Below are 19,769 nucleotides of genomic sequence, written 5' to 3'. Positions count from 1 at the left end.
GGGAGTCACCGTCCGAGATGGGTGAGGTCGGCTGGACCGTCATCTCTCTAGGAGGACTCTTCCGACATGAAGGCCGTCGTGATGGCCGGTGGCGAAGGTACGCGGCTTCGCCCCATGACCTCAAGCATGCCCAAGCCGCTCCTGCCGGTGGCGAACCGGCCGATCATGGAGCATGTGCTCAGGCTGCTCAAGCGCCATGGGCTCAGCGAGACCGTCGTCACCGTCCAGTTCCTGGCGTCGCTCGTCAAGAACTACTTCGGTGACGGCGAGGAGCTCGGTATGGAGCTCTCCTATGCCAATGAGGAGAAGCCACTCGGCACCGCCGGCAGCGTGAAGAACGCCGAGGAGGCACTGAAGGACGACACGTTCCTCGTCATTTCCGGCGACGCGCTCACCGACTTCGATCTCACCGATCTCATCGAATTCCACAAGGAGAAGGGCGCACTCGTCACGGTGTGCCTCACACGGGTACCGAATCCGTTGGAATTCGGCATCACCATCGTGGACGAGGAAGGAAAGGTCGAGCGCTTCCTTGAGAAGCCGACGTGGGGGCAGGTGTTCTCGGACACCATCAACACCGGCATCTACGTGATGGAGCCGGAAATCTTCAACTACGTCGACCCGGACGTCTCCGTCGACTGGTCCGGCGACGTCTTCCCGCAGCTGATGAAGGAAGGCCGGCCGATCTACGGCTACGTGGCCGAGGGCTACTGGGAGGACGTGGGCACGCACGAGAGCTACGTCAAGGCGCAGGCCGACGTACTCGAAGGCAAGGTCCAGGTCGACATGGACGGCTTCGAGATCTCGCCCGGGGTGTGGATCGCCGAAGGGGCCGAGGTGAGCCCCGACGCGGTGCTGCGCGGTCCGCTGTACGTCGGGGATTACGCCAAGGTCGAGGCCGGCGTCGAGATCCGCGAGCACACCGTCGTCGGGTCGAACGTGGTCGTCAAGAGCGGGGCCTTCCTGCACAAGGCCGTCGTCCACGACAACGTGTACATCGGGCCGCACAGCAACCTGCGCGGTTGCGTCATCGGCAAGAACACCGACATCATGCGGGCCGCGCGGATCGAGGACGGCGCGGTCATCGGCGACGAGTGCCTGGTGGGCGAGGAATCCATCGTCCAGGGCAACGTGCGCGTGTACCCGTTCAAGACGGTCGAGGCCGGCGCGTTCGTCAACACGTCCGTCATCTGGGAGTCCCGGGGCCAGGCGCACCTCTTCGGTGCGCGCGGCGTCTCCGGGATCCTGAACGTGGAGATCACCCCCGAGCTGGTGGTGAAGCTGGCGGGCGCCTACGCGACGACGTTGAAGAAGGGCGCGATCGTCACCACCGCCCGCGACCACTCCCGAGGTGCCCGCGCGCTCAAGCGGGCCGTCATCTCGGCGCTCCAGGCCAGCGCCATCGACGTCCGTGACCTGGAGAACGTGCCGCTGCCCGTGGCGCGCCAGCAGACGGCCCGCGGGGCCGCCGGCGGCATCATGATCAGGACCTCGCCCGGGGTGCCGGACTCCGTGGACATCATGTTCCTCGACGAGCGCGGCGCGGACCTCTCGCAGGCGCAGCAGCGCAAGCTGGACCGCGTGTACGCGCGCCAGGAGTACCGGCGCGCGTTCCCCGGGGAGATCGGTGACCTGCAGTTCCCGTCGAGCGTCTTCGACTCGTACACGGGCTCGCTGCTGCGGCGGGTGGACACCACCGGGATCGCCGACGCAGGCCTCAAGGTCGTGGTCGACGCCTCGAACGGCAGCGCCGGCCTCGTCCTGCCGAGCCTGCTCGGCCGGCTCGGGGTGGACGCGCTGACGATCAACCCCGGGCTGGACGAGTCCAGGCCGACGGAGAGCCGGGAGTCGCGGCGGGCCGGGCTGGTCCGGCTCGGGGAGATCGTGGCGTCGGCGCGGGCGGCCTTCGGGGTGCGGTTCGACCCGGTGGGCGAGCGGATCTCCCTCGTGGACGAACGAGGGCGGATCATCGAGGACGACCGGGCGCTGCTCGTCCTCCTCGATCTGGTGGCCGCCGAGAAGCGCAGCGGCAAGGTGGCGCTGCCGGTGACGACGACGCGCGTGGCCGAGCAGGTGGCCGCCTACCACGGCACGCAGGTGGAGTGGACGACGACCTCGCCGGACGACCTCACCCGGGTCGGTCGTGAGGAGACGACCATCTTCGGTGGAGACGGTCGGGGCGGGTTCATCGTTCCCGAGTTCAGCAGTGTCTTCGACGGGTCGGCGGCGTTCGTGCAGTTGATCGGGCTGGTGGCGCGTACGCAGCTCACCCTGAGCCAGATCGACGCGCGGATCCCGCGCGCCCACGTGATCAAGCGGGACGTGCCGACGCCGTGGGCGGCGAAGGGCCTCGTCATGCGGCGGGTCGTGGAGGCCGCCGGCGACCGGCAGGTCGACACCACCGACGGGGTGCGCGTGGTCGAGGCCGACGGGCGGTGGGCGCTGGTCCTGCCGGACCCGGCGGAGGCGGTCACGCACCTGTGGGCGGAGGGCCCCGACGACGCGTCCGCGCAGGCGCTGCTCGATGAGTGGGCGGCGGTCGTGGACGGCGCCGGGCAGCACTGACGGCGGTGAGGGGGCCGAGTGCCCCGTAGGAGATGTCCGGCGGGCCGGGTGCGGGGAGTGACCCCGTCCCGGCCCGCCGTACGGACGCATTGGGTACGGGCGGTGCCGACATGCGACGATGTGGGACATGTCGCAGCCGCCCCACAACCGGAGTTCTGCCGGTCCGCCCGCGCGCCCGGACGCCTCCATGTCGCTGCTGACCCATGTGATGGACCACAGCCTCGACGAGGGCTATGCGGAAGCGACTGCGCGGCGTGAGGCGGACGGTACGGCGGGTTTGCCGCGCACCCTGAAGGCCAAGCTGGCGCTGGCCGCAGGGCTGGTCCTGGCGGCGATGGTGGTCACGTTGGGTGCCGCCCAGGCGCGGGTGGCGGCGCCGGTGCTGGCCAAGGAGCGCCAGGAGCTGATCGAGCGGGTGGAGCGGGCCGACGCGCACGCCGACGGGCTGGAGCGGGACGTCGACCGGCTGCGTTCGGAGGTCGCCGACCGGCAGCGTGCCGTGCTCAGGCAGCAGGGTGGTGGGCAGGGGCAGCTGGTGGCTTCGCTGTCCGGTGCAACCGAGGTGCGCGGTCCCGGCGTCAGGTTGGAAGTGGACGACGCGAAGGGATCTTCCTCCAGTGGTGGGGGACCACGCGAGAGCAGCGGGTTCTCGGACACCGGCCGGTTGCGCGACCGGGACATGCAGAGGATCGTCAACGGGCTCTGGCAGTCGGGCGCCGAGGCGATCTCGATCAACGGGCAGCGGCTGACGGCGCTGTCGGCGATCAGGGCAGCCGGTGACGCGATACTGGTCGACAACAGGCCTCTGGTGCCGCCTTACGAGGTCCTCGCGATCGGGGACAAGAAGCGGCTCGGCACCACCTTCCAGGACTCGCTGGACGGGCAGTACCTGCACGTGTTGCAGGAGAGCTACGGGATCCGTGCCAACCTGTCCGCGGTGGACGAGCTGAAGTTGCCGGCCGCCTCCAGCCTGACCGTACGAACTGCCACAGCGGCAGAGCCGAAGAAGGGTGCATCGTGATCGCGGTACTGGGCCTCGTGGCCGGAGTGGTGGTCGGGCTGCTGGTGCGGCCCGAAGTGCCGGCCGTGGTGGAGCCGTATCTGCCGATCGCCGTGGTCGCCGCGTTGGACGCGGTGTTCGGGGGGCTGCGCGCGATGCTGGACGGGATCTTCGTCGACAAGGTCTTCGTGGTGTCGTTCCTGTCGAACGTGGTCGTGGCCGCGCTGATCGTCTTCCTCGGTGACAAGCTGGGCGTCGGCTCGCAGCTGTCGACGGGCGTGGTCGTCGTCCTCGGCATCCGGATCTTCTCCAACGCCGCGGCCATCCGCCGGCACGTCTTCAGGGCGTGAGGCCGATGAATGCGGACAACACCCCGTCCGGGCGGCCAGGGAAGCCCGTGGAGCCCGTCGATCACGTGGAGCCGCCGCGGACGGGTCGGCAGCGGCTGGCGGCCGGTCTGTGGCCGCCGCGGCTGAGCCGGGCCCAACTGATCGTCGCGTTGCTGCTGTTCGTCCTGGGCCTCGGGCTGGCGATCCAGGTCCGGTCCAACAGCGACTCCAGCGCGCCCCTGCGCGGGGCCCGTCAGGAGGACCTCGTACGGATCCTGGACGAGCTGGACGGGCGCACCAAGCGCCTGGAGGACGAGAAGCAGCAGCTGGACGCGCAGCGCAAGGAGCTGGAGAACAGCTCCGACCAGGCCGAGGAGGCGCGGCGGCAGACCGTGGAGAAGGAGCGCCAACTGGGCATCCTGGCCGGTACGGTAGCTGCGCAGGGGCCGGGGATCACGTTGCGGATCACCGACCCGAAGGGTCAGGTGCGGTCCGACCAGCTGCTGGACACGTTGCAGGAGCTGCGGGCGGCCGGGGCCGAGGCGATCCAGATCAACGGCGTGCGCGTCGTGGCGGGGTCGTACTTCTCGGACGAGGGCGGTGGGATCGGGATCGACGGTAAGAAGATCACACAGCCCTATGAGTTCAAGGTCATCGGCAAGCCGCAGGATCTGGAGCCCGCGCTCAACATCCCGGGCGGTGTCGTGCAGACGTTGGAGAAGGAACAGGCGGGCGTGACCGTCACACGGTCGGCGAAGATCGTTGTGGATGCCTTGCGGGCTGCGAAGCAGCCTGACTACGCTCGGTCGTCATCGCCGTGAGGCGGGGCGGGATGTGGACCGGCTCACGCGGGCGGACGCCTGCGGGGGGTCGACGCACCGAAGTCGCGGTGCGTGGTGGAAACTGTCTGGTGGTTACGGACGTTGTGAGTATGTCCGGGTCGGCAGGTGTGTGCATGCAGAGTTCGTCCTGCCCCACGGGCGGGTCTGTTTCGGTCAAGGGGAATCGCCCGTGAAGTTGTTTGAGAAGTTGTTCGGCAAGAAGAACCGCGAGGAAAGCGGTGGCGCGCGCCACCGTGCGGGACAGGGAGAAGCGGAAGGTCAGGGCGACCGACCGCTCTTCCGGGACGAGGTGGCCGGCGCGGGCGACAATTCGGGCGCGCAGGGCGCGTCGAGTGTTGACCCCGCCGGTTCCGGACGCATAGGTTTCGGTGAACCATCAACCTCAACTGCGGGTGGAGGGTTTACTCCCGACCCGTACGCCACCAATGCCTCCGCGGGGCAGCCGCGGCGCGAGGAGCCGTCCATGTCGGCCGTGCAGGTCTGCAGCAGGTGCGGGCACCGCAGCGATGCGGCCAGCCGGTTCTGCTCCAACTGCGGAGCGCCGCTGCGGCCGGGTCTGACGCCGGAGCGTGCCTCGGAGACCACGTCCACCATCTCGATCTCGGGCCTGGAGGCCTACGAGGCCGAGGCGTCCGGACAGCATGTGCCGTCCTCGCTGTCCCCCGAGGCCCAGGCCGCGGTGGAGGCGCTGCCGCCCGGTTCCGCGCTGCTGATCGTTCGGCGCGGCCCCAACTCCGGCAGCCGCTTCCTGCTGGACGGCGAGCTGACCACGGCGGGGCGCCACCCGCAGAGCGACATCTTCCTGGACGACGTCACCGTCTCCCGGCTGCATGTCGAGTTCCGCAGGGGCCCGGAGGGCGGCTTCACCGTCTCCGACGTGGGCAGCCTCAACGGCACGTACGTCAACCGTGAGCCCATCGACTCCGTCGCCCTGCACAACGGCGACGAGGTGCAGATCGGCAAGTACCGGCTGGTCTTCTACGCGAGCCTGCGGAGCATCTGACCCTCCCCCGGACTCCGTCCGGGGGCACCCGGAGGGAAAGTTCCATGCTGCGTACCCCGACCGGTGGTGCCCCTCACGGCGGCACCGCCGGCCCCGCCGCCTCGGCCGCACGCCTGGTCAGCATCGGTACGGTGCTGACCACGCTGCGCGAGGAGTTTCCCGAGGTCACGATCTCGAAGATCCGCTTCCTGGAGGCGGAGGGGCTCGTCGAGCCCCGGCGCACGCCCTCCGGGTACCGCAAGTTCAGCACCGAGGACGTGGAGCGGCTCGGCCGCATCCTGCGTCTGCAGCGTGATCACTACCTGCCGTTGAAGGTCATCCGCGAGCAGCTCGACGCACTGGACCGCGGCGAGCAGATCCGTATCCCGGCCCCCGCCGTGCCCGGGGAGTCCGTGGACCCGGCCGTGCCGTCCCCGCTCCACGGGGAGGGCGAGCGGCCCGCCGTGGCCCGGGTGGGGCGCGCCGAGCTGATCGCCGCCGCGGAGGTGGACGAGGTACGGCTCGTGGAGTGGGAGTCGTACGGGCTCATCTGCGAGGCCCCGGGCGGTGGATTCGACGCGGAGGCGGTCACCGTGGCCCGCCTGATCGCGGATCTCGGTCGATTCGGGCTCGAACCCCGCCATCTGCGCGCTATGAAAGCGGCCGCGGACCGCGAGGCCGGTCTGGTGGAACAGGTCGTCGCACCGCTGCGCCGGCACCGCAATCCGCAGACCCGGACGCACGCGGAAGCCACGACCAGGGAGCTCGCGGGGCTGTGCGTACGCCTCCACGAGGCTTTGGTCCAGACCGCTCTCGGGGTCCGGTTGCACTGACCGGACGGCGCGTGGTGGGGCCCCGACTACCCAAACCTGCCGGGCAGGTCCTAGGGTTGCTGTGTGAACGAGCTCGACGTTGTGGGTGTCCGGGTGGAAATGCCCTCCAACCAACCGATCGTGCTCCTGCGTGAAGTGGGAGGCGACCGGTACCTCCCCATCTGGATCGGACCTGGGGAGGCGACCGCCATTGCCTTCGCGCAGCAGGGCATGGCCCCTGCCCGCCCGCTGACGCACGACCTGTTCAAGGACGTGCTGGAGGCGGTCGGTGAGGAGCTCACCGAGGTCCGCATCACGGATCTGCGGGAGGGCGTCTTCTACGCGGAGCTGGTCTTCGCCAGTGGGGTCGAGGTGAGCGCGAGGCCGTCGGACGCCATAGCGCTGGCCCTGCGGACGGGGACGCCGATCTACGGCAGTGACGGCGTGCTGGACGACGCCGGAATCGCCATCCCCGACGAGCAGGAGGACGAGGTGGAGAAGTTCCGTGAGTTCCTCGACCAGATCTCGCCGGAGGACTTCGGTACGGGGCCCCAGTAGCGGCGGCGCACCGTGGCCGTGGGGCCAGGGGAGCCGGCCCGTCGTGAAACGCGGGCCGCGTCGTCCTCCCGGAACTTTCAGCCCATTCGAGTAGCCTTTCCCCGCAATGGGGTACGGGAAACCACTCTCAGGGTGATTATCACTCGGCGTGCCGAGTGTGGCGATCGTTGACGCACCCCTGGTCACTGCCTACCTTCAAGGTGGCAGGTCAAGGACGGAGGGTCGGCGTGAGGATCACGGGCGACGGTACGACCGGGGGCACCCCCGCGCGGAGTGACGGCGGGCCGTACCCGATGCACGGCGGCGCGGCGGGTCCCGCGCACCGTCAGCCGGCGTCGACACCGGTCGGACCGGTGAGCGACGACGCGGCGCCCGAGCAGGTCGGCTACCGCGGGCCCACGGCGTGCGCCGCGGCCGGCATCACCTACCGCCAGCTCGACTACTGGGCCCGCACCGGGCTGGTCGAGCCGAGCGTGAGAGCGGCGTACGGGTCGGGCACGCAGCGGCTGTACAGCTTCCGCGACGTGGTCGTCCTCAAGATCGTGAAGCGCTTCCTCGACACGGGTGTGGCGCTCCAGAACATCCGCACCACCGTCCAGCACCTGCGTGACCGGGGCTTCTCCGACCTCGAACGCATGACGCTCATGAGTGACGGCGCGACCGTGTACGAATGCACCTCCCCGGACCAGGTGGTCAGCCTCCTCCAGGGCGGGCAGGGCGTCTTCGGCATCGCCGTGGGCGTGGTGTGGCGCGACGTCGAGAGCGCGCTGTCGCAGCTGCACGGGGAGCGCGTGGACACCGGCGAGGCCGTGATCGGCCACAACCCGGCCGACGAGCTGGCGGCCCGCCGCAACCGGGCCGGCTGAGTCTCGGGGCTGCGGCCCCTTGTCAGAGGCGTAGGGCAGCATCGGGGTGTGAGAAACGCGCCGACCATCCTCCATCTGGACATGGATGCCTTCTACGCTGCCGTGGAGCAGGCGTCCAAGCCCAGTCTGCGGGGGAAGGCCGTGATCGTCGGCGGGCTGGGGCCGCGCGGGGTGGTCGCCACCGCCTCCTACGAAGCCAGGCGGTTCGGCGTGCACTCGGCGATGCCGATGGCGCAGGCGCGCAGGCTGTGTCCGAACGGCGCGTACGTCTTCCCCCGCTTCACCCTCTACCGGCAGGTCAGCGACCTCGTCATGGGCCTGCTGCGGGAGCTGTCGCCGCTCGTGGAGCCCCTCAGCCTGGACGAGGCCTTCGTGGACCTGGAGGCGGGCGGCCGGGCCTTCGACGCCGCGAGCGCCCGCGCCACCGGTGAGCGGCTGCGGGCCGACATCGCGGCCCTGACCGGGCTCAGTGGCTCGGTGGGGCTGGCGGGGTCGAAGATGCTGGCCAAGGTGGCTTCCGAGGAGGCCAAGCCGGACGGGCTGCTGCTGATCGAGCCCGGCACCGAGCGGGAGCTGCTCGCCCCGATGTCGGTACGGACCCTGCCCGGGGTGGGACCGGCCACCGGGGAGCACCTGCGGCGGGCCGGCATCACGACCGTGGGGGAGCTGGTCGAGGCCGGTGAGGACGAGCTGGTGCGCCTGGTCGGCCGGGCCCACGGCGTCGGGCTCCACCGGATGGCGCTCGGTCTGGACGACCGGCCGGTGGTGGCGGAGCGCGACGCGAAGTCCGTGTCCGTCGAGGACACCTTCGACGTGGACCTGCACGACCGCGTGCGGATCCGCGGCGAGGTGCAGCGGCTCGCCGACCGGTGCGTGGTCCGGCTGCGGGCCTCCGGGCACTCGGGGCGGACCATCGTCTTGAAGGTGCGCCGCTACGACTTCTCGACGCTGACCCGCTCCGAGACCCTGCGGGGGCCCACCGACGACCCCGCGGTCGTCCGGGAGGCGGCGTCACGGCTGCTGGAGGGGGTCGACACCACGGGCGGGGTACGGCTGCTGGGCGTCGGCGTGACGGGCCTCGCCGACTACACCCAGGAGGACCTGTTCGCCCAGGCGCTCGGAGGCGGGCAGACGGCCGCGGAGACGGCGCAGGAGCCCGAGGAGACGGGGGAGCCGGGAGAGGCCGCAGAGGCCGGGGAGGCGGCGTCCGAGGCCGGTGCGGACCGGGAGGCGGGCGGGGAGCCGGAGGCGGCCTCCGCGCGGCACTGGCCGGCGGGGAGCGACGTACGGCATGCCGTGTACGGGCCCGGCTGGGTGCAGGGCAGCGGGGTCGGGCGGGTCACCGTACGGTTCGAGCAGCCCGGATCGCCGCCCGGCCGGGTACGCACCTTCCGGGTGGACGACCCCGAGCTGGAGTCCTCCGAGCCGCTGCCCCTCGTAGGACGCGGGGGAAACGACCAGGGGGCGCCGCCCTAGCGCGGCTCGCGCTTTCGGCGGTCCGGCGGGGTGGGCGGGTGGTGGAACTCGTCGGGGAGGGTCACGTCCAGCCCGTAGTGGTGGTAGAGCTGGAGTTCCTGCTCGGGGGAGAGGTGGCGGCCGACCCCGAAGTCGGGGGCGTCCTTGATCAGGGAACGATCGAAGGGGACGCGGAGGGTCTCGCCCACCACCTCGCTGGGCTCCAGGGGGACGAAGGCGTCCCGGCCGAAGAGCCCGGTGCGGACGGCGGCCCATTCCGGTACTCCCGTGGCATCGTCGAGGTAGACCTCGTCCACGGTGCCGATCTTGGCACCGTTGCGGTCGAATGCCTTGCGGCCGATCAGGCTGCGCGGATCGATGTCGGTCTGCACGGTCCCTCCGTCTGGTCGCATGTGGGTCACAACTCATCCGTAATGACTACAGAAGGGCATATCGGGATGGGGGGCCAGTCGAGGGAGGTCCCAGATCCTCGCTGGTAGGCTGGGTAACGGCTGTTGACCCTGTGCGGGAGAGTCCTCCGAATGAGCTCGACGGAGGCGCCGAAGGAGCAAATCCTCCCCGGAATCTCTCAGGCATACGTACCGCACGTGACGAGGCCACTCTGGAAAGCAGGGGCGGGTACCGGGTACGCAGTCGCCGGTTCCGCACCTCACCGACGGTGAAAGCCGGAGCGCACGGGTGACCCCCGTGGGACCCGGCGAAGCTCTCAGGTTGAGATGACAGAGGGGGAGGCCGTCCGGGTGCCCGCGCCGTGGTGCCCCTCGCAGGTCATACGACCAGGAGGCCTCCGTCATGACCGCCAACCGCATTCCGCTCTCTCAGCTGGAGCGAGGCATCCCCTTCGAGCAGCGTCACATCGGCCCGGACGCCGAGGCGCAGGCAAAGATGCTCGCCCACGTGGGCTACGGCTCCCTGGACGAACTCACCGCCGCCGCGGTACCGGATGTGATCAAGACCGCCGACGCGCTCGACCTGCCCGACGCGCGCACCGAGGCCGAGGTGCTCGCCGAGCTGCGCTCGCTCGCGGACCGCAACCAGGTCCTCACCTCCATGATCGGCCTCGGCTACTACGGGACCTTCACCCCGCCGGTCATCCTGCGCAACGTCATGGAGAACCCGGCCTGGTACACGGCGTACACGCCCTACCAGCCGGAGATCTCGCAGGGCCGGCTGGAGGCGCTGCTGAACTTCCAGACCGTCGTCGCCGACCTGACCGGTCTGCCGACCTCCGGTGCCTCCCTGCTCGACGAGGGCACCGCGGCCGCCGAGGCCATGACGCTGGCCCGCCGGGTCGGCAAGGCCAAGGGCAACGTCTTCCTCGTCGACGCCGACGCCCTGCCGCAGACCATCGCCGTCATCGAGACCCGCGCCGAGCCGATCGGCATCGAGGTCGTCGTCGCCGACCTCTCCGCCGGCATCCCGGCCGAGATCGCCGAGCGCGGCGTCTACGGCGTCCTGATCCAGTACCCCGGCGCCTCCGGCGCGGTGCGCGAGATCAAGACGGTCATCGACCAGGCGCACGAGCTCGGCGCGATCGTCGCCGTCTCCGCCGACCTGCTCGCCCTGACCCTGCTGGCCTCCCCCGGCTCCCTCGGCGCGGACATCGCCGTCGGCACCACCCAGCGCTTCGGCGTGCCCATGGGCTTCGGCGGCCCGCACGCCGGTTACATGGCCGTCCAGGACAAGCACGCCCGCTCCCTGCCGGGCCGCCTCGTCGGCGTCTCCGTGGACGCGGACGGCAACAAGGCGTACCGCCTGGCGCTCCAGACCCGCGAGCAGCACATCCGCCGCGAGAAGGCCACCAGCAACATCTGCACCGCCCAGGTGCTGCTCGCCGTCATGGCCGGCATGTACGCCGTCTACCACGGCCCCGACGGCCTGCGGACGATCGCCCGTCGGACCCACCGCTACGCCGCCCTCCTCGCCGCGGGCCTGACGGCGGGCGGGGTCGAGGTCGTGCACGGCTCGTTCTTCGACACGCTCACCGTCCGTGTGCCCGGCAAGGCCGACGAGGTCGTCGCCGCGGCCCGCGAGGGCGGCGTCAACCTCTTCCGCGTCGACGCCGACCACGTCTCCGTCTCCTGCGACGAGACCACCCTGCGCGCCCACGTCGAGGCCGTCTGGGCGGCCTTCGGCGTCACCGCCGACATCGAGGCGCTGGACGCGTCGGTCGCCGACACGCTGCCCGAGGGCCTGCTGCGCTCGGACGCGTACCTGGGGCACCCGGTCTTCCACCAGCACCGCAGCGAGACCGCGATGCTGCGCTACCTGCGCAGGCTCGCGGACAAGGACTACGCGCTGGACCGCGGCATGATCCCGCTGGGCTCCTGCACCATGAAGCTCAACGCGACCACCGAGATGGAGCCGGTCACCTGGCCCGAGTTCGGTCAGGTGCACCCGTTCGCCCCGGTCGAGCAGGCCGAGGGGTACCTCACGCTCATCACCGAGCTGGAGGAACGTCTCTGCGAGGTCACCGGCTACGACAAGGTCTCCATCCAGCCGAACGCCGGCTCCCAGGGCGAGCTGGCCGGTCTGCTGGCCGTCCGCGCCTACCACCGGGCCAACGGTGACGAGCAGCGCACCGTCTGCCTCATCCCGTCCTCCGCGCACGGCACCAACGCCGCGAGCGCCGTGATGGCAGGCATGAAGGTCGTCGTCGTCAAGACGGCCGACGACGGCGAGGTGGACGCGGACGACCTGCGCGCCAAGATCGAGCAGTACCGCGACGAGCTCGCCGTGCTGATGATCACCTACCCGTCGACGCACGGTGTGTTCGAGGAGCACGTCGCGGACATCTGCGCGCAGGTGCACGAGGCCGGCGGCCAGGTCTACGTGGACGGCGCGAACCTGAACGCCCTGGTGGGTCTGGCCAAGCCGGGTCACTTCGGCGGCGACGTCTCGCACCTGAACCTGCACAAGACCTTCTGCATCCCGCACGGCGGCGGCGGTCCGGGCGTCGGCCCGGTCGGCGTCCGGGCGCACCTGGCCCCGTACCTGCCGAACCACCCGCTCCAGCCGACGGCGGGCCCGGAGACGGGCGTCGGTCCGATCTCGGCCGCCCCGTGGGGTTCGGCGGGCATCCTGCCGATCTCCTGGTCGTACGTCCGCCTGATGGGTGGCGAGGGCCTCAAGCGCGCCACCCAGGTGGCCGTGCTCGGCGCCAACTACATCGCCAAGCGGCTGGAGCCGCACTACCCGGTGCTCTACACCGGCCCGGGGAACCTGGTCGCGCACGAGTGCATCATCGACCTGCGCCCCCTGTCGAAGGCGACGGGCGTCAGCGTCGACGACATCGCCAAGCGCCTGATCGACTACGGCTTCCACGCGCCGACCATGTCGTTCCCGGTCGCCGGCACGCTGATGATCGAGCCGACGGAGTCCGAGGACCTCGCCGAGATCGATCGTTTCTGCGACGCGATGATCGCCATCCGCGGCGAGATCGAGCGGGTCGCGAGCGGCGAGTGGCCGCTGGAGGACAACCCGCTGGCCAACGCCCCGCACACGGCGGCGGCCCTCGGCGGCGAGTGGAACCACCCGTACAGCCGTGAGGACGCGGTCTTCCCCGGTGGCATGAACGCGGCCGAGAAGTACTGGCCGCCGGTGCGCCGGATCGACGGCGCCTTCGGCGACCGCAACCTGGTGTGCTCCTGCCCGCCGCTGGACGAGTACGACAACTGACCGTCCTGACGGGATGCCGTTCTGACGGGATGCCGTCCTGACGGGACCGCATGGTGAAGGGGCCGGTTCCGGAGCTTGCGCTCCGGGGCCGGCCCCTTGCGTGTGGTGTGGTGCTTCCGGTCGGTCCGATCGGCTACGCCGCCGCGAGCGGGCGGTGCGGGGCGATGATCTGGCCGTCCGGCAGCAGCTCACCGGTGTCCTCGAAGAGCAGGACGCCGTTGCACAGCAGGCTCCAGCCCTGTTCCGGGTGGTTGGCCACCGGGCGCGCGGCCTCCCGGTCGGCGGACTCTGATGACGGGCAGGCAGGCTGGTGCTGGCACATGGATGCGTTCTTTCGCTGCGGTGTGGTCTGTTCGCTACGGCTCGATGCGTGATTCATGGCCGTCCCCCTGGGTCGTCCCCGCACCTGCGGGGAGGATGTCCTCAGTCTTCCCCCACGACGGCTGCTTCGCAGGTATTTCCCGGCAGCTGTCCTCATGGATTGAGGACGCATCACCCGTGCGGGCGGTTCAGGCCAACTCCCCTGTCATTTCGGATGGTTCGTTGATGACCCGAGCGGACTAGGCCGGATGGGCCGGATGGGTGGGGGCGTTCACGCCGCCGGGGCGGCCAGGGTCGGCGGGGCGGGCGGGGTCGGCGGGGCCGGCGGGGTCAGCCGGTGGGTCAGTACCGGAAGCAGCTCGGACACCGGGTGGGGGCGGTACGGGGCGATCCCGGGCGGGGCGGGGGCCAGCGGTACCAGCAGGTCGGTGGCGGCGGGCAGGCCCGCGGCGGCGTCGGCCCCGACCGCCCCGTGCAGCCACAGGGTCAGCATGTACAGCTCCGGTACGGACAGCAGGCGCGGCTGGTAGCTCGTGGCGAGCGACTCCGCCTGGCGCAGGGCGCGTTCGGTGGCCGCCACGTAGGGGCCCTCGAAGAAGTGGGAGAAGGTCCAGCCGTCCGCGGTCAGGCGTGTGTCGGCCGCCGCCACGAAGCGGTCGCCGCTGCGGATCAGGAACCGCCAGGCCGTGAGCCGGGTGCGCGGCGGCCTGCCGTCGCCTCCGACGCCCGACAGGCCCAGCCGGTCGAGCACGTGGACCGGCAGCGGGAGTTCGGCGGTGGTCGGGCCCTGGACCGCGCGCAGGGTCGGGGTGTGTGCCTCGTGGACGGCGGTGGGAGAACGGAGTGCCGTGAGGACGCTGCGCAGGGCGGGCGCGGGTGCCGGGGGGACATGCAGCGGCATGGTGGGTCGCCTCTCACTTGGGAGACCTGTGGTGCAGGGGAAGGTGCGGGACGGCGCTGTCGCATTCTGGGGTCAGAGGTGGGCATTGGGGCAATGGCCGCGCGCCAACTCTCTGCCTCGTCTGCGGAGTTTATACGACACGTGTTCACACAGTGTTTCGGCTAGCTGTCCCCGCCATTGTCGACAAGGCGTCTTCCGGTCCCACTGTCGTGCTATTCGTGCCGGTTTCGCGCGAACAAGCCGCGCTGACCTGGAAGGTTACCGGAAGGCGGCTCGGCTGGAAAGCGCCGGTTATCGGAAATCGGCAAAAGCGACGCTGAATTTGCGGAAGGCGGCTTGCCAGGTGAATGTGCCGAAGCGGTCATCCGGCCATGCCGGCGCGCGCTCCCCGGCGGACCGGTCGCCTCGGCGTTATGGATCACGTGGCCTGGGCATCATCGACCGTACGCGCGCCTGGGTGCAACGGCCGGGCCACTCGAGGAGGGACGCTTCGATGGGGGAGAAGGTCGTGGCAGGCGGATTCGACCTGTCCGATCGGCAACGGTATCGGAGGAAGCTTCACGAGTGCCTGGAGGGACTGGAGCGGCTTCTGGCCGAGAAGAGGTTCGATCGTCCCAAGAACATGATGGGACTGGAGATCGAGCTGAATCTCGCCGGCTCCGACGGTTTGCCGCGCATGGTGAATGCGCAGGTGCTGGAGCGGATAGCGAGCCCCGATTTCCAGACCGAACTCGGAATGTTCAACCTGGAGGTCAACGTCCTTCCGCACCGGCTCGGCGGCCGGGTATTCGACCAGCTCGCGGAGGAACTGAGCGCGGGTCTGCACTACGCGCACCGACAGGCGGCGCAGATCGACGCGGGCGTGGTGATGATCGGGATCCTGCCGACCATCTCCCGTGAGGACCTGGCCCTGGCCAACCTCTCGGCGGTGGACCGCTACTCCCTGCTGAACGAGCAGATCCTGATGATGCGCGGGGAGGACTTCACGCTCGACATCGACGGCGTCGAGCGGCTCACCTGGAGCACCGGGTCCATCGTGCCGGAGGCCGCCTGTACCTCCGTACAGCTCCACCTCCAGGTCACGCCGGCGCGGTTCTCCGACGTGTGGAACGCGGCGCAGGCGGTGACGGCCGTACAGATAGCGGTGGGCGCCAACTCGCCGTTCCTGTTCGGGCGGGAGCTGTGGCGGGAGTCGCGGCCGCCGCTGTTCACCCAGGCCACCGACACGCGTCCGCCCGAGTTGCGGGCGCAGGGGGTGCGGCCGCGGACCTGGTTCGGGGAGCGGTGGGTGGACTCCGCGTACGAGCTGTTCGCCGAGAACGTGCGCTGGTTCCCCTCGCTGCTGCCGATCTGCGACGAGGAGGAGCCGCTGCGGGTGCTCGCCGAGGGCGGGGTGCCCGGCCTCCAGGAACTGGTGCTGCACAACGGCACGGTCTACCGCTGGAACCGGCCCGTCTACGGGGTCGCCGACGGGGTTCCGCACCTGCGGGTGGAGAACCGGGTGCTGCCGGCCGGGCCGACCGTCGCCGACGTCGTCGCCAACGCGGCGTTCTACTACGGCCTCGTACGCACCCTCGCGGACGAGCAGCGCCCGGTGTGGACCCGGATGCGGTTCGCGGAGGCGGAGGCCAACTTCGACGCGGCCTGCCGGTACGGGATCGACGCGCGGCTGCGCTGGCCGCGCAAGGGCCGGGCCGGGGGGCTGGTCAGCGTACCGGCGGTCCGGCTGGTGCTCGACGAGCTGCTGCCGATGGCCGCGGCCGGACTCGACGCCTGGGGCATCGAACCCGCCGACCGGGACCACTACCTCGGGATCATCGAGGAACGCTGCCGGCGCCGGGTGAACGGGGCGACCTGGCAGGTGGACACCTATCACCGGACCCTGGCCGGCGGGCTGGAACGGGACGCCGCGCTGGCCGCGACCACCCGCCGCTACAGCGAGCTGATGCACAAGGGCGACCCGGTGCACACGTGGCCGGTGGGCATCGAGGAACAGGAGGCCGAGGCTCCGGCCGCCGCCCGGCGCTGAGCGGTCCGGCTCCTGTGGGCGCATCCCTCGCGCCTGCCCGTCGCACCTGCCCGTCCGCCGCCCCGGTCGTACCGCCCCGTCGCACCTCCCCGGCCGCCGAGCGGGCAGTATGGGGTGGTCACAGAGGGATGAGCGGACGGGAGTCATACGTGCGGGCGGAGCCGGAGCCGGTGGTCGTGGAGCTGCGGGAGGAGCGGCGGCGGGGCGCGCTGCGCACCGAGACGCTGCTCGTCCTCGCCCTGTCACTGGGCGCGAGCGGGGTCTCCGCGCTGATCAGCTTCATCGGCTCGCTCACCAAGCCGGGCGGTCTCAAGGACCAGGCCGCCACGCTGAACGGGTCCTACGCGCCGGGCCGGCCCTGGTTGGACCTGGCGTGGCAGCTCTTCGGGATCGCGAGTGCGCTGGTGCCCGTCCTGCTGGTCGCCCACCTGCTGACGCGGGAGGGGGCGCCGGGGCTGCGGGTGCTCGGCTTCGACCGCACCCGGCCGGGCTGGGACCTGGGCCGGGGCGCGCTGGTCGCCGCCGGCATCGGGAGCGCCGGCCTGGCCTTCTACCTGGCGGCCAGGGCCGGCGGCTTCAACCTCACGGTGGTGCCCGAGTCGCTGCCCGACGTGTGGTGGAAGTTCCCCGTACTGATCCTCTCCGCGGTGCAGAACTCCGTGGTGGAGGAGGTCATCGTGCTGGCCTACCTGCTGCGCAGACTGGACGGGCTGGGCTGGTCGCCGACGGCCGCGCTGGTCGCCAGTTCGGTGCTGCGCGGCTCGTACCACCTCTACCAGGGCATCGGCGGGTTCATCGGCAACGTGGTGATGGGCGCCGTCTTCGTCCTCGCCTACCGGCGCTGGGGCCGGGTGGGGCCGCTGGTCGTCGCCCACGCGCTGCTCGACATCGTGGCGTTCGCCGGGTACGCGCTGCTCGCGGGGAAGGTGGGCTGGCTGCCGACGCCGTAGGCCTCCGGCCGGCTCAGGGGGCGGTCAGCAGTTCGCCGTCGATGACGGTGACGGCGCGTCCGGTCAGGAGCGTACGGTCGCCGGCCGGCTCGACCTCCACCAGGCCCTGACGGGCGCCGCCCTGGAGGCCCGTCATCCGCGTGCGGCCCAGGCGGGCCGCCCAGAACGGGGCGAGCGCGGTGTGGGCGCTGCCCGTGACGGGGTCCTCGTCGATGCCGACGGCCGGGAAGAAGCCGCGGGAGACGAAGTCGTAGCCGCGCGCGGGATCCTCGGCGGGCGCGGTGACGATCACGCCGCGGCGTGAGTGGGCGCGCAGGGCCGCGTGGTCGGGCCGCAGGTTCCGTACGGTCGCCTCGTCGGCGAGCTCGACGAGGAGGTCGCCGATGTGGGCCGAGGTGTCGTGGACAGAGACGATCTCGGCGCCGAGGGCGCGGCCGACCTCGGGGGGCGCCTCGATGGGGGTCAGCTCGGACGTCGGGAAGTCCATGGTGATCGTGCCGTCCTCGGCGGCCCGTGTGATGAGGACGCCGCAGCGCGCGGCGAAGCGGACCGTGCCCCGCGCGAGGTCGGCCTCGCGCAGGACGTGGGCGGTGGCGAGGGTGCCGTGGCCGCACATGTCCACCTCGGCGGTGGGGGTGAACCAGCGCAGGGCCCAGTCGGCGTCGCCGCCGGGCGGCAGCGGGTGCGCGAAGGCGGTCTCGGAGAGGTTCACCTCGGCCGCGACCCGCTGGAGCCAGGCGTCGTCGGGAAAGGCGTCGAGGAGCAGGACCCCGGCGGGGTTCCCCTGGAACGGGCGGTCGGTGAAGGCGTCGACGATTCGGATGCGCATGGGGCGACCGTAGGGCGGCGTCCTGATCGTGAACAAAGGCCAATCCGGGACGACTGGCCTGATGCCTGATTCAGACGGTGACGCGCAAGGTGAATCGGTAGGTCATGACGCCGCCAGGACGCAGAACTCGTGGTCTTCCGGGTCGGTCAGGCAGGTCCAGGGGACGTCGTCCTGACCGAGGTCGAGGTCGGTGGCGCCGAGGGTCCGCAGTCGGGCGACCTCCGCCTCCTTGTCGTCACCGGGGTACGGCAGTAGGTCGAGGTGGACGCGGTCCGGCGCGGTCTTCACGTCGGGCGTGCGGACGAACTCCAGGTACGGGCCGACGCCCTTGGCGGAGCGGAGCACCGCGAGGTCGTCGGTCACCCGGTGCACGGTCCAGTCGATCGCCTCGCCCCAGAACCGGGCCATGGCCCGCGGGTCCGCGCAGTCGACCACCACCGCGGCGATCGGCCCGGTGTCCCGGTAGGTCTCCCGGGGCTCCAGGACGCAGAACTCGTTGCCCTCCGGGTCGGCGAGGACCGTCCACGGCACGTCGCCCTGGCCGATGTCGACGGGCGTCGCGCCGAGCGCGATGAGGTGCGCGACCCACTCCGTCTGATGGGACGCGGAGGTGGTGGCGAGGTCCAGGTGCATGCGGTTCTTCGCCGCCGTCTTGGCTTCCGGCACGGGGACGAAGCCGAGGCCGAGGACGACCGGGTCGGGCCAGACGAGGTCGCCGCCGGGTCCCACGTAGGTGGTCACGCCGGGCCGAAACGCACTCCAGCCGAGCGCCTGCGCCCAGAACCGGCCGACCGCCGAGCCGTCGAGAGCCTTGATGTTCACGTGAGCGGGTCGCAGTGCCATGTCGGCGATCCTATCGGTAATAGGTTCCGATATATCGTTGACGCATCGCGATGGGTCAACGATAGTGAAGGAGTCAAGACAGTGACGACCACACATGACGAGCGATGACGAAAGGAGCGCAGTGATGCGTTCACATGGACAGCACGGCCACGGACATGAACACGGACGGGGTCACGGCCACTGCGGGCCGGACCGTCGGGAGGAGTTCAGGGGGCTGCGCGCCGCCTTCGGGCCGTTCGGGCCGGGCTTCGGCGGCGGCCCCTTCGGCGGGCGGGGTGGACGCGGGGGGCCGCGCGGTCGGGCCCGGCGGGGCGACGTGCGCGCCTCGATCCTGGCGCTGCTCGCGGACCGGCCGATGCACGGCTACGAGATGATCCAGGAGATCGGCGAGCGCAGCGGCGGGGCCTGGAAGCCCAGCCCCGGCTCCGTCTACCCGACCCTCCAGCTGCTGGAGGACGAGGGGCTCATCACCAACGAGAGCGACGGCGGCAAGAAGCTGTTCACGCTCACCGACGCCGGCCGGTCCGAGGCCGCATCGGGTCCGGACGCCCCCTGGGCGGACGCCGGTCGCGGCTTCGACTTCGAGGCGATGCACGAGATCCGCACCGCCGGGGTCGGCCTGATGGAGGCCTTCGGGCAGGTCTTCAAGACCGGCTCGCCCGAGCAGCGCGAGAAGGCGCTCGCGGTGATCAACGACGCCCGCAAGAAGCTCTACCTGATCCTGGCCGACGAGCACTGAGTCGGTCGGCCGACGGAAGAACGGCGGTGCCCCGCGAGGAATCACGCGG

18 protein-coding genes and 1 riboswitch are annotated in these 19,769 nt (G+C 70.9%); of the genes, 13 read left to right on the top strand and 5 right to left on the bottom strand.

All coding sequences use genetic code 11. The features are described from left to right. The first annotated feature begins 66 nt into the window (after positions 1 to 66). The 9 genes from M4D82_RS06090 to M4D82_RS06050 all read left to right on the top strand — a co-directional run bounded on the left by M4D82_RS06090 (position 67) and on the right by M4D82_RS06050 (position 9,430). A complete protein-coding gene (locus M4D82_RS06090; RefSeq protein WP_249765060.1) occupies positions 67 to 2,565 on the top strand; it encodes a mannose-1-phosphate guanyltransferase in 2,499 nt (832 codons plus the stop codon). A 118-nt stretch (positions 2,566 to 2,683) separates the two neighbouring features. Next, positions 2,684 to 3,586: a DUF881 domain-containing protein gene (locus tag M4D82_RS06085; RefSeq protein WP_502988879.1), complete on the top strand. Its 903-nt coding sequence runs from the start codon at positions 2,684 to 2,686 to the stop codon at positions 3,584 to 3,586. Continuing rightward, complete coding sequence (locus M4D82_RS06080; protein ID WP_030158423.1) at positions 3,583 to 3,915, top strand: small basic family protein; 333 nt, start codon at positions 3,583 to 3,585, stop codon at positions 3,913 to 3,915. The genes M4D82_RS06085 and M4D82_RS06080 overlap by 4 nt, the downstream gene beginning before the upstream one ends. Continuing rightward, positions 3,912 to 4,715 (top strand): DUF881 domain-containing protein, encoded by an 804-nt coding sequence (locus M4D82_RS06075; RefSeq protein WP_249765058.1) that lies wholly within the window; start codon positions 3,912 to 3,914, stop codon positions 4,713 to 4,715. Before M4D82_RS06080 ends, M4D82_RS06075 begins: the two co-directional genes overlap by 4 nt. A gap of 82 nt (positions 4,716 to 4,797) precedes the next feature. Then, on the top strand, positions 4,798 to 5,739 hold the full coding sequence (locus M4D82_RS06070; RefSeq protein WP_249771510.1) for an FHA domain-containing protein: 942 nt from the start codon (positions 4,798 to 4,800) through the stop codon (positions 5,737 to 5,739). Positions 5,740 to 5,783: 44 nt separating this feature from the next. Beyond that, positions 5,784 to 6,551 carry a transcriptional regulator FtsR gene (gene ftsR / locus M4D82_RS06065; RefSeq protein WP_249765057.1) on the top strand — a complete coding sequence of 256 codons (768 nt, stop codon included), beginning with the start codon at positions 5,784 to 5,786 and terminating at the stop codon, positions 6,549 to 6,551. Between the two features lie 63 nt (positions 6,552 to 6,614). Then, a complete protein-coding gene (locus M4D82_RS06060) occupies positions 6,615 to 7,088 on the top strand; it encodes a bifunctional nuclease family protein (RefSeq protein WP_007262890.1) in 474 nt (157 codons plus the stop codon). Between the two features lie 227 nt (positions 7,089 to 7,315). Next, on the top strand, positions 7,316 to 7,954 hold the full coding sequence (locus M4D82_RS06055; protein WP_502988878.1) for a MerR family transcriptional regulator: 639 nt from the start codon (positions 7,316 to 7,318) through the stop codon (positions 7,952 to 7,954). Positions 7,955 to 8,002: 48 nt separating this feature from the next. Next, positions 8,003 to 9,430: a DNA polymerase IV gene (locus tag M4D82_RS06050; protein ID WP_249765056.1), complete on the top strand. Its 1,428-nt coding sequence runs from the start codon at positions 8,003 to 8,005 to the stop codon at positions 9,428 to 9,430. On the opposite strand, the gene M4D82_RS06045 is transcribed toward M4D82_RS06050, so the two are convergent. Next, positions 9,427 to 9,801 carry a PRC-barrel domain-containing protein gene (locus M4D82_RS06045; protein ID WP_249765055.1) on the bottom strand — a complete coding sequence of 125 codons (375 nt, stop codon included), beginning with the start codon at positions 9,799 to 9,801 and terminating at the stop codon, positions 9,427 to 9,429. The genes M4D82_RS06050 and M4D82_RS06045 overlap by 4 nt on opposite strands. Positions 9,802 to 9,925: 124 nt before the next feature. Continuing rightward, a riboswitch (glycine riboswitch) is annotated at positions 9,926 to 10,024 on the top strand. A 198-nt stretch (positions 10,025 to 10,222) separates the two neighbouring features. Between M4D82_RS06045 and gcvP the strand changes: the two genes are divergently transcribed. Then, positions 10,223 to 13,108 (top strand): aminomethyl-transferring glycine dehydrogenase, encoded by a 2,886-nt coding sequence (gene gcvP, locus M4D82_RS06040; protein ID WP_249765054.1) that lies wholly within the window; start codon positions 10,223 to 10,225, stop codon positions 13,106 to 13,108. Positions 13,109 to 13,241: 133 nt separating this feature from the next. Here gcvP and M4D82_RS06035 read toward each other — a convergent pair whose 3' ends face one another. Then, the gene (locus M4D82_RS06035; RefSeq protein WP_007262885.1) at positions 13,242 to 13,430 is read right to left on the bottom strand and encodes a DUF5999 family protein; all 189 of its coding nucleotides are present in this window, start codon (positions 13,428 to 13,430) and stop codon (positions 13,242 to 13,244) included. Positions 13,431 to 13,700: 270 nt separating this feature from the next. Further along, entirely contained in the window at positions 13,701 to 14,330 is a 630-nt protein-coding gene (locus M4D82_RS06030; RefSeq protein WP_249765052.1) for a hypothetical protein, read from the bottom strand. Between the two features lie 493 nt (positions 14,331 to 14,823). Between M4D82_RS06030 and M4D82_RS06025 the strand changes: the two genes are divergently transcribed. Both M4D82_RS06025 and M4D82_RS06020 read left to right on the top strand, forming a co-directional pair. Continuing rightward, a complete protein-coding gene (locus tag M4D82_RS06025) occupies positions 14,824 to 16,359 on the top strand; it encodes a glutamate-cysteine ligase family protein (protein WP_249765051.1) in 1,536 nt (511 codons plus the stop codon). A gap of 128 nt (positions 16,360 to 16,487) precedes the next feature. Then, on the top strand, positions 16,488 to 17,309 hold the full coding sequence (locus tag M4D82_RS06020; protein WP_249765050.1) for a CPBP family intramembrane glutamic endopeptidase: 822 nt from the start codon (positions 16,488 to 16,490) through the stop codon (positions 17,307 to 17,309). A gap of 13 nt (positions 17,310 to 17,322) precedes the next feature. Here the strand turns inward: M4D82_RS06020 and M4D82_RS06015 are convergent, their stop codons facing one another. Together M4D82_RS06015 and M4D82_RS06010 are read right to left on the bottom strand one after the other, a co-directional pair. Next, positions 17,323 to 18,138 carry a PhzF family phenazine biosynthesis protein gene (locus M4D82_RS06015; RefSeq protein ID WP_249765049.1) on the bottom strand — a complete coding sequence of 272 codons (816 nt, stop codon included), beginning with the start codon at positions 18,136 to 18,138 and terminating at the stop codon, positions 17,323 to 17,325. A 102-nt stretch (positions 18,139 to 18,240) separates the two neighbouring features. After that, on the bottom strand, positions 18,241 to 18,981 hold the full coding sequence (locus M4D82_RS06010) for a VOC family protein (RefSeq protein ID WP_249765048.1): 741 nt from the start codon (positions 18,979 to 18,981) through the stop codon (positions 18,241 to 18,243). Positions 18,982 to 19,105: 124 nt separating this feature from the next. Here M4D82_RS06010 and M4D82_RS06005 point away from each other — a divergent pair, with 124 nt between their 5' ends. After that, on the top strand, positions 19,106 to 19,720 hold the full coding sequence (locus tag M4D82_RS06005) for a PadR family transcriptional regulator (RefSeq protein ID WP_249765047.1): 615 nt from the start codon (positions 19,106 to 19,108) through the stop codon (positions 19,718 to 19,720). The last annotated feature ends 49 nt before the right edge of the window (positions 19,721 to 19,769 follow it).

The organism is Streptomyces sp. RerS4 (assembly GCF_023515955.1).
GTDB lineage: Bacteria > Actinomycetota > Actinomycetes > Streptomycetales > Streptomycetaceae > Streptomyces.
This window is presented reverse-complemented; position numbering and strand designations above follow the sequence as displayed.

Bases quoted from the DNA above. Each gene is read 5' to 3' on its own strand.
- M4D82_RS06090 (WP_249765060.1), top strand. From the start codon at position 67: ATGAAGGCCGTCGTGATGGCCGGTGGCGAAGGTACGCGGCTTCGCCCC.
- M4D82_RS06085 (WP_502988879.1), top strand. From the start codon at position 2,684: ATGTGGGACATGTCGCAGCCGCCCCACAACCGGAGTTCTGCCGGTCCG.
- ftsR (WP_249765057.1), top strand. From the start codon at position 5,784: ATGCTGCGTACCCCGACCGGTGGTGCCCCTCACGGCGGCACCGCCGGC.
- gcvP (WP_249765054.1), top strand. From the start codon at position 10,223: ATGACCGCCAACCGCATTCCGCTCTCTCAGCTGGAGCGAGGCATCCCC.
- M4D82_RS06035 (WP_007262885.1), bottom strand. From the start codon at position 13,430: ATGTGCCAGCACCAGCCTGCCTGCCCGTCATCAGAGTCCGCCGACCGG.
- M4D82_RS06030 (WP_249765052.1), bottom strand. From the start codon at position 14,330: ATGCCGCTGCATGTCCCCCCGGCACCCGCGCCCGCCCTGCGCAGCGTC.
- M4D82_RS06025 (WP_249765051.1), top strand. From the start codon at position 14,824: ATGGGGGAGAAGGTCGTGGCAGGCGGATTCGACCTGTCCGATCGGCAA.
- M4D82_RS06020 (WP_249765050.1), top strand. From the start codon at position 16,488: ATGAGCGGACGGGAGTCATACGTGCGGGCGGAGCCGGAGCCGGTGGTC.
- M4D82_RS06015 (WP_249765049.1), bottom strand. From the start codon at position 18,138: ATGCGCATCCGAATCGTCGACGCCTTCACCGACCGCCCGTTCCAGGGG.
- M4D82_RS06010 (WP_249765048.1), bottom strand. From the start codon at position 18,981: ATGGCACTGCGACCCGCTCACGTGAACATCAAGGCTCTCGACGGCTCG.
- M4D82_RS06005 (WP_249765047.1), top strand. From the start codon at position 19,106: ATGCGTTCACATGGACAGCACGGCCACGGACATGAACACGGACGGGGT.